Source organism: Vibrio sp. 2033 (assembly GCF_033339735.1).
The window spans coordinates 1-787 of the sequence record NZ_JAWOVC010000253.1; the positions used below are offsets into that span (position 1 = coordinate 1).

The following is a 787-nucleotide window of genomic DNA, read 5'->3' on the forward strand; positions in this document are numbered from 1 at the left end:
GCATGCTCAACCCTTTCAACCCATTCAGCATGCCAGAGCCCATGCTCACCGCTGCCGCCGGGTTTTGTCCGCCCATGTCTTTTTGCATTTGGCTCAGCAGCGCACATTGGTATTGTGGCTGAGTTATCTCTGTCCAAATTTGACCAATCGATGGCGCAAGCGTGTTGATGTCGATGCCTAGCGCCAAACTAAAGAAGCTCTTATCGCTGTTAGACTCGGTTAACACACCACGAATCGATTTAAGCGCATCGACGATCACTTTATTCTTCGACTCAACAACAAAGCCGCCTTTGATTGACGCTTGCTCACCGTTTAGCTTGTACTCCGCAAACGCCACCGATTGAGGCCAGTTTTCTGCAATTTGCGTAAACTCGTTATGACAAACTGGTGTGCGCATTTCCGTAATGTTTGGATCGACATTAAGACGAGTTAATTGACGAGCAAACATGTTGCCATCAACAGTGGTTAAACCTTTGATGATTTCACGATGGTCGATGTAGCCAAAAGAGTTGTTGTTTTTACCATACTGAGTTTGGATGGCTTCAGCACGACCGCTATCCGCTAATGATTGGGTTGGAGACTCAAGACCCAGCGCCATTTTCAACGGGTTAAGATCACCCAACTCCGCGATATCCACCGTCACGGTTAGCACGTTGTCGATAACCGCCACAACTAAGCCAATGCCATCCTGCGGATCTACTGCATCCGTCATTTCATAACGACGGTACTCCACCGTACCCAGCTTCACTTTTTCGTGTGTCACGCCGCTCATTTGCTCTTCGTGATC

Annotated in this window: 1 pseudogene; it reads right to left on the reverse strand. The window is 48.4% G+C overall.

The features are described 5' to 3' along the window. Positions 1 to 787, reverse strand: a pseudogene (locus R7P74_RS25915) (hypothetical protein); the annotation flags it as partial.